General features: G+C 70.7%; 7 protein-coding genes. 3 read left to right on the forward strand and 4 right to left on the reverse strand.

What is annotated here, in order from left to right:
• The 4 genes from DQW85_RS13990 to DQW85_RS14005 all read right to left on the reverse strand — a co-directional run.
• Positions 1 to 1,017 (reverse strand): glycoside hydrolase family 3 protein (locus DQW85_RS13990; protein WP_162794969.1); only part of this gene is annotated, 1,017 nt, incomplete at its 3' end.
• A gap of 98 nt (positions 1,018 to 1,115) precedes the next feature.
• Positions 1,116 to 1,967, reverse strand: coding sequence for a carbohydrate ABC transporter permease (locus DQW85_RS13995; RefSeq protein WP_113700752.1), 852 nt, complete (start codon positions 1,965 to 1,967; stop codon positions 1,116 to 1,118).
• Complete coding sequence (locus DQW85_RS14000; protein ID WP_113700753.1) at positions 1,964 to 2,977, reverse strand: carbohydrate ABC transporter permease; 1,014 nt, start codon at positions 2,975 to 2,977, stop codon at positions 1,964 to 1,966. Before DQW85_RS14000 ends, DQW85_RS13995 begins: the two co-directional genes overlap by 4 nt.
• Positions 2,978 to 2,979: 2 nt before the next feature.
• Positions 2,980 to 4,302 (reverse strand): extracellular solute-binding protein, encoded by a 1,323-nt coding sequence (locus tag DQW85_RS14005; RefSeq protein WP_113700754.1) that lies wholly within the window; start codon positions 4,300 to 4,302, stop codon positions 2,980 to 2,982.
• Positions 4,303 to 4,470: 168 nt separating this feature from the next.
• Between DQW85_RS14005 and DQW85_RS14010 the strand changes: the two genes are divergently transcribed.
• The 3 genes from DQW85_RS14010 to DQW85_RS14020 form a co-directional block, all read left to right on the forward strand.
• Complete coding sequence (locus tag DQW85_RS14010; protein WP_113700755.1) at positions 4,471 to 5,655, forward strand: ROK family transcriptional regulator; 1,185 nt, start codon at positions 4,471 to 4,473, stop codon at positions 5,653 to 5,655.
• Between the two features lie 12 nt (positions 5,656 to 5,667).
• On the forward strand, positions 5,668 to 6,348 hold the full coding sequence (locus tag DQW85_RS14015; RefSeq protein WP_113700756.1) for a M15 family metallopeptidase: 681 nt from the start codon (positions 5,668 to 5,670) through the stop codon (positions 6,346 to 6,348).
• Positions 6,349 to 6,473: 125 nt separating this feature from the next.
• Positions 6,474 to 6,832 (forward strand): hypothetical protein (locus tag DQW85_RS14020; RefSeq protein ID WP_205315112.1); only part of this gene is annotated, 359 nt, incomplete at its 3' end.

Raw genomic sequence — 6,832 nt, forward strand, 5'->3', positions numbered from 1 at the left:
CTCGCCGGACGCGCCGGCGCGCGAGCCGAACCAGGCGCGCAGCGCGTCCGTGCGGGCCGCGGCCTGCTCCAGCCGGGAGGCGGGCAGCCGCCCATCGCCCACCGCGTCCACGATCCCGGCGATGATCCGCTCGATGTCGTCCGGCGCCGGCTTCGGCCCCAGGCACAGCAGGTCGGACCCGGCCGCCAGCGACAGCACGGCGCCTCCGGCCAGCCCGACGCCGTCGCTGATCGCCTGCATGTCGAGCGCGTCGGAGATCACCACGCCGTCGTAGCCGAGGTCGCGCCGGAGCAGTCCGGTGATCGCGGCGGCCGAGAGCGTGGCGGGCCGGTCGCCCGTCAGAGCGGGCACCGCGACGTGCGCCGTCATGATCGACTTCGCGCCGGCGGCGATGGCGGCCCGGAACGGCACCAGCTCCCGCTCGCGCAGCACGTCGAGCGGCACGTCCACGACGGGGACCGCCAGGTGGGAGTCGACCGTGGTGGCGCCGTGCCCCGGGAAGTGCTTCACGCAGGCCGCCACGCCGACCGACTGCAACCCCTCGACCGCGGCCACGGTGTGCCGGGCGACGAGGTGCGGGTCGTCGCCGAACGCCCTGGTGCCGATGACCGGGTTGTCCTCGGCGGTGTTGACGTCGGCGTCCGGCGCCATGTCCAGGTTGACGCCGCAGGCGACCAGCTCGGACCCGATGGCCCGGTAGACCCGGCGGGTGAGCCCGAGGTCGTCCACCGCGCCGAGGGCCGCGTTGCCCGGGTAGGGGCTGCCCACGTGGTAGGCCAGCCGGGTGACGTCGCCGCCCTCCTCGTCGAGGGAGATGACGGGATCGCCGGCCGCGCGCAGGGCGGCGGTCAGCTGGCCGAGGACGGCGGGCTCGGCGACGTTGAATCCGAAGAGCGTGACGCCGCCGAGGCCGTCCGCCAGCCCTCTCAGCACCCACTCCGGCGGGGTGGTGCCGTCGAAGGCGACGAGCAGCGTGCCGGCCGCGAGACGTCGCAGCCCCCGATCGCTGTGACTCATGGCTCCTCATCAGGTGCAGGGCAGGCCGGGGCACGGCCGGCGCGCGGAGAGCGCCGGCCGTGCCGTGGCCCGCGGACGGAAAAGCGTGGGAACGAAGGTCAGCCCTTGACGGCCCCGGCCACCAGGCCGGAGACCATGCGGCGCTGCACCAGCAGGAAGAACGCGATGACCGGCAGCGTCATCAGCGTCGAGGTCGCCATGATGGCGCCCCAGTCGGTGCCGCGCTGGCCGAAGAAGAACTGCAGGGCCACCGGCATGGTGTAGCCGGCGGTGTCCTTCATCAGGACCAGTGCGAAGATCAGGTCGTTCCAAGCGGTGATGAACGAGAAGATGCTCGTCGCCACCAGGCCGGGCGCGACCAGCGGGAACAGCACCTTCCAGAACGTGGTGAACCGGCTGGCGCCGTCGATCCACGCCGCTTCCTCCAGCGTCTTGGGCACCGCCGCCACGAACGTGCGCAGCATCCAGATGCCGAAGGGCAGCGTGAGGCCGACCTGGATCACGATGAGGCCGAGCAGCTGGTCGTACAGCCCCAGCCGCCTGACGTTCAGGAACAGCGGGATCAGCAGGGCCTCGGTGGGGATCATCTGGACGATCAGCAGCGTGATCAGGAAGCTGGTGCGCCCCTTGAACCTGAAGCGCGCCACCGCGGTGGCGGCCAGCAGCGCGAACAGGGATCCGACGAGCACGGTGCCGACGGCGACCACGGCGCTGTTGCGCATGTAGACCCAGATGGAGTTGCCCGCGACGCCCTCGGTGAGCACCCCGAAGAGGTGCTCGAAGGTGAAGTGGGTGGGGAACGGGATGAAGCTCGTGGTGAAGATCTGGTCGTTCGCCTTGAACGAGGTCGCGACCATCCAGTAGACCGGGAAGATCGCGAAGAGGAAGACCAGCGATCCTGCCGTGTTGAGCGCGATCCTGGTGAGCCGCTTGCGGGCGAGTGGTGTCATGCCAGGTCCTCCTGCTTGACCATCTGCCGGGTGTAGACGGCGGTGACGAGGAGCAGGATGAGCGTCAGCACCACCGCGATCGCCGCGCCCGTCCCCATCTTGGGCGGCGCCTTGAAAGCCTCGGCGAAGGAGAAGAGCGACAGGTTGAAGGCCTCGCGGTTGGTCGGCCCGTTCAGCAGCACGTAGAGCTGGCTGAACACCTTGAAGTCCCAGATGATCGACAGGATCGTCAGGACCGCGAAGACCGGCTTGAGCAGCGGGAACGTGATCTTCCGGAACGTGCGCCAGGGCGAGGAACCGTCCACCCGCGCCGCCTCGTACAGCTCGGCCGGGATGCCCTTCAGGCCGGCCAGCACCGACACCGCGATGAACGGGAACGAGGCCCAGACCACGGTGAGCACCAGGACCACGTAGACCGACCAGGCGTCGTTGAGCCACGGCTCGCCGGTCCAGTCGGCCCGGCCGAGGACCAGGGTGGACAGCCAGTCGGGGAGCAGGTTGAGCGCCCAGTTGATGATGCCCGCCTCGGCGTCGAAGAGCCAGCGCCAGATCGTGCCCTGCGCGACCGGGGGAACGGCCCAGGCGCACATGATGCCGATGATCACGAAGGTGGACATGCCCTTGCTCAGCCGGTTCAGCAGGACGCCTACCGCGGTGCCGACCACCAGCGTGAGCGACACTGTGACGGCGGCGAAGACGACGGTGTTCCGGAGCGAGGACCAGAAGACGTCGTTCTCGAAGAGCTTCGTGTAGTTATCCAGCCCCACCCACTCCGGATCCGCGACGCCGCGGATCACCCTGAGGCTGATGCTCTGGAACGACATGACGAACACCTGGATCATCGGCCAGAGCAGGAGCCCCGCGATGACCACGATGCCCGGGACGAGCAGCACGTAGGGGACGGCCCAGTCCGGCAGGCCGCTGCCCCGGGCGTGGTTGCGCGAGCCGCGGCGCCGCCGAGGGGCGGAGGTGTTCGCTCCGCCCCTGGCCAGCGTTGAGGTGTCCGTCATGGTTACGACTGGTTCAGGATGTCTTCGAGCTCCTTGTTGGCCTTGGCCAGCGCCTCGTCCGCCGTGGCCTTGCCCTCGATCACGGAGCGGGCCGCGTTCTGCAGGACGGCCTTGGTCTCGTTCGCCTCCGTCCACTGCGGGTCGGCGGGGAACGCCTTGGCCTTGGCGAAGGCCGCCGCGAACGGCGCCTGCACCGGGTCCTTGGCCAGCGTGGCCAGCGTGTCCGGGTAGACCGGCAGCAGTCCGCCGTCCATGGCGTAGCGGTCGGCCCACTGCTTGCTGGAGGCGAGCTTCACGAACTCGGTGGCGAGCTCCTTGTTCTTGGCGTCGTTCCACACGGCGATGTCGTTGCCGCCGAAGAACGCCGGAGTCTCACCGCCGCTCTTGGAGGGCAGCGGGAAGAACGCCATCTGGTCGTCCTTGATCTTGCCCTTGCTCTCCTCCTTGATGGTGGCGATGTCCCACGACGCGGTGAGGTACATGCCGACCTTGCCGTTGGAGAAGCGGGTGCGGATGTCGGTGGTGTTCTGGGTCAGGCGCGACTTGCTGGAGGCGCCCGAGGTCACGATGCCCGTGTAGGTCTCGAACCCGGACTTGAAGGCGGGGTCGGCGACCTTGCCGACCCACTTGTCGCCCTCCTTGACCGCGTACTCGCCGCCCTCGGACCAGGCCAGCGCGCCGAGCAGGTGGTTGGCGTCGGAGCCGCCGTTGAAGGCGAACCCGTCGACGTCCTTGCCCTTCTTCTCCTGGATCTTCTTGGCGGCGGCCAGCAACTCGTCCCAGGTCTTGGGCACCTCGATCTTGAGGGCGTCGAACCAGTCCTTGCGGTACATCACCGCACGGGTGCCCGCACCCCACGGCATGGCGTAGACCTCGCCGTCGATGGTCTCAAGGCCGAACAGGTTCTTCGGGATCTGGGCGTGCTCACCGCTGCTGGTGATCGAGGTCACCGGGGCGAGCGCGTCCTGGCTCTGCCAGAGCGGCACCTGGTCGTTGCCGATCTCCGTCACGTCGGGGCCCTCGCCACCCGCCGCGGCGGCCGTGAACTTGTCGTTGACCTGCGGCCAGGGGATCCACTCCACCTTGGCGTCGGCGCCGGTCTGGGTCTTGAACGCCGCGACGAGGTCGTCCATGTACTTCTTGGACGGCTCGTTCGGGTCGCCGAGCCGCCAGACGGTGAGGGCCTGACCCGCGTACTTGGGGCCGGTGGCCGAGGCGGACGCCTGCGACTGGGGCTTCTGGGGCTCGCTGGAACCGCATGCGGCCAGGCCCAGGGCCAGGGCGGCCGTGGTGACCGTAGTGGCCGTGATCTTCGCGATCCTCACTAGTGGTTCTCCCTTCCCGGCTGAAAAGCGTGGGGGGCTGCGCTCATCGGGTGCTGGGCCTGTGGTCCGCACCAGGCTGATCGTCAGGCTTGAATGGTGCTAAACTAACAAGAAACTTTCTTAAAAGAAACCGGTGTTAGCGGATCGTGACGAGAGGGGCGATTGCCCGTGACACGGAACCCGGGTGTTCCGAGGCTGCTGCGCCGGTTGAACGATCGCTCGGCGCTGGAGCTGCTCCTGTCCGTGGGGCCGCTCACCCGGGCCGAGCTGGGCGAGCGCACCGGGCTCTCCAAGGTGACGGCCGGGCAGCTGCTCGCCCGGCTGGAGGAGCGCGGGCTCGTGGAGGTGGCCGGCGAGCGGGCGAGCGGGCGCGGCCCGAGCGCCGCCCTCTACGGTGTAGTGCCCTCCAGCGCGCACGTCGCCGGGCTGGAGGTGCTCCCCGACGCCATAACCGTCGGTGTGGCGGACATCACCGGCAGGGTCGTGGTCGAGGTCGTGGTCGACCCGGCAGGCGGCGGAGACCCGGTCGCCGCCGTGCACGAGGCCGTGCAGCGGGCCTGCGCCTCCGCGCAGATCACCCTCTCGCGGCTGCGGTCGTTCGTCATCGGCACGCGGGGCGTGGTGGACCCGCGCACCGGCGACATGCGCTTCTCCTACGACCTGCCCGCCTGGCACACCGGCGTGCTCGCGAGCCTGCGCAGAACCCTCGGCGCCTCCGTCACCATCGAGAACGACGTGAACCTCGTCGCGCTGGCCGAGCACAGCTACGGCGCCGCCGCCGGGCAGGATGACTTCGTGGTGATCTGGGCGGGCATCGGGCAGGGCCTCGGCGTCATGCTCGGCGGCCGGCTGCACCGCGGGATCACCGGCGGCGCCGGCGAGATCGGCTGGCTGCCCGTGCCCGGCGAGCCGCTGCCGGCCGACGTCAGCCGCCCCCAGTCGGGCTCCTACCAGCGGCTGGTCGGTCAGGAGGCGCTGGCCGGGCTCGCCCGCGAGCACGGCGTGACGGGGTCGTCCCCGACCTCCTCGCCCGGCTCCCTGGTCGCCGACCTGATCCGGACGGCCGTCGCCCGTGGCCGCGGTGGCTTCCTCGACGCGGTCGCCGACCGCCTGGCCGTCGCCGTCGCCGCGGTCACCGTCGTCCTCGACCCCGGGCTCATCGTGCTCGCCGGCGACGTCGGGCGCGCGGGCGGCGACGAGCTGGCCGCCAGGGTGGAGCGGGCCGTCGCCAAGGTGTGCCCCACCCGGCCCCGCGTCGTCACCACGGGAGTCACCGGAAACCCCGTTCTGCGCGGGGCTCTCGTGGCTGCGCTGGAGGAAGCCCGGGAACAGGTCTTCTCCGACACTGTGTGAGAATTGCTGCACATGTGGCACCCTCCCGGCAACATCGTGCTGATGTCCGACCCCCGCGTGACAGCGATCCCCGTCCACGACACCGGCGAGCCGCTGGCCGACGCGCGGGGCAGGCTGCGTGTCCGCCCCGGCGGCCCCGAAGGGACCCACGTCCGCGCCGCCGGCCCCGACGGGACCCACGCCCACCTGAGGGCCGAGCTGCTCGCCCGGCTCGAGCGGGCCGAGCGGAGCCTGCCGGACGGTTACCACCTGCTGATCGTCGAGGGCTTCCGGTCGATCGACGCGCAGCGTGAGATCTTCGACGGCTACCGGGCCGAGCTCGCCGCCTGCTTCCCCTGCCTGGCGCCCGCGGAGCTGGACGCCGCCACCAGCCGCTACGTCGCGCCCGTCGAGATCGCCCCGCACACCGCGGGCGCCGCCGTCGATCTCACCCTGTGCGCGCCCGACGGCACCGAGTACGACATGGGCACCGCCGTGGACGACACCCCCGAGGAGAGCGACGGCGCCTGCTACACGGCGGCACCCGGCATCTCGGGCGCCGCCCGGCACCACCGTAAGATCCTCGCCGCGGCCCTGGAGCCGGCCGGCCTGGTGAACTACCCCACGGAGTGGTGGCACTGGTCGTACGGCGACCGCTACTGGGCGTTGACGACCGGCGCCGGTCACGCTCTCTACGGCCCCGCGTCCTTGTGAAGTCTCCCCGTCGCGTGGCACGAGTGGGCTACTGTTGGAAAGAATCTTTACTGTAACTCTCGCGTCGCGGTCATCCCGGGGGTCGCGCGGGAGAGCTCCTATGCTCACCGATTCACGGGGGATCCATGACGCCTGTCGTCGCCGTGCTGCATCCCGAGGATGTCGCCCTCGAATTCATCTCCGTCCTGGCCCGTCACGCGGCGCACGACATTCACGTGCTGCTCGCCCTCACCGACGAGACACTCGTGCTGCCGGGCGGCCTGCCGCTTCCTGAACGCCTGGAGCTGCTCGCCCGGTACGTCGACCCCGGGCGCAACACCGCGCCCCTCCCCTCGCGGGAACGGCTGGCCGCCAGGCTGGGCGGGCTGCGCCACCCCGAGGTGTGGACGCACTCGCCCGCGGACCACCGCGCGCGGCGTGCCCGCTTCGGCCGGACCGTCGTCCAGGCCGCGGGCACCGCCACCTGCTCGGCCGGCGACAGCCC

This window comes from Nonomuraea lactucae (assembly GCF_003313395.1).
Lineage (GTDB): Bacteria > Actinomycetota > Actinomycetes > Streptosporangiales > Streptosporangiaceae > Nonomuraea > Nonomuraea lactucae.